The sequence below is a fragment of the Flavobacterium solisilvae genome (genome assembly GCF_012911605.1).
GTDB lineage: Bacteria > Bacteroidota > Bacteroidia > Flavobacteriales > Flavobacteriaceae > Flavobacterium > Flavobacterium solisilvae.
The window spans coordinates 1-325 of record NZ_JAAMPT010000113.1 but is presented as its reverse complement, the minus strand read 5'-3'; the positions used below and the strand labels follow the sequence as shown (position 1 = coordinate 325).

The 325-nt window shown below is 34.2% G+C and carries 1 protein-coding gene; it reads left to right on the top strand.

Features of this window, described 5'->3' with window-relative positions; translation table 11 throughout:
- Nucleotides 1-165: ATP-binding protein (locus tag G6042_RS00530; protein ID WP_169522342.1), on the top strand; the 165-nt coding region annotated here is incomplete at its 5' end.
- Between the last annotated feature and the right edge of the window lie 160 nt (nucleotides 166-325).

The following is a 325-nucleotide window of genomic DNA, read 5'->3' as shown; positions in this document are numbered from 1 at the left end:
GGTTCTATAATCGTAACTTCTCAAATACCAGTTCAAGGTTGGTACGATATAATTGGAGAAAAAACCATAGCTGATGCCATTTTAGACCGACTCATACACCAATCCCATCGCATTGAATTACAAGGCGAATCCATGAGAAAGAAAAGAGGAATCAACAAAGAGTAATTTTAGTATATTTGAATCACAAATTAACACAAGAAAAAAAGTAGTTTTTAATGAAAAATGGAAGTGGTCATTTTGCTCCGAAATTAGGTGGTCAATTTGAATTGGAATCAGGTGGTCACTTTAAATTGGAATTAGGTGGTCAATATCACTGGAATTTGCA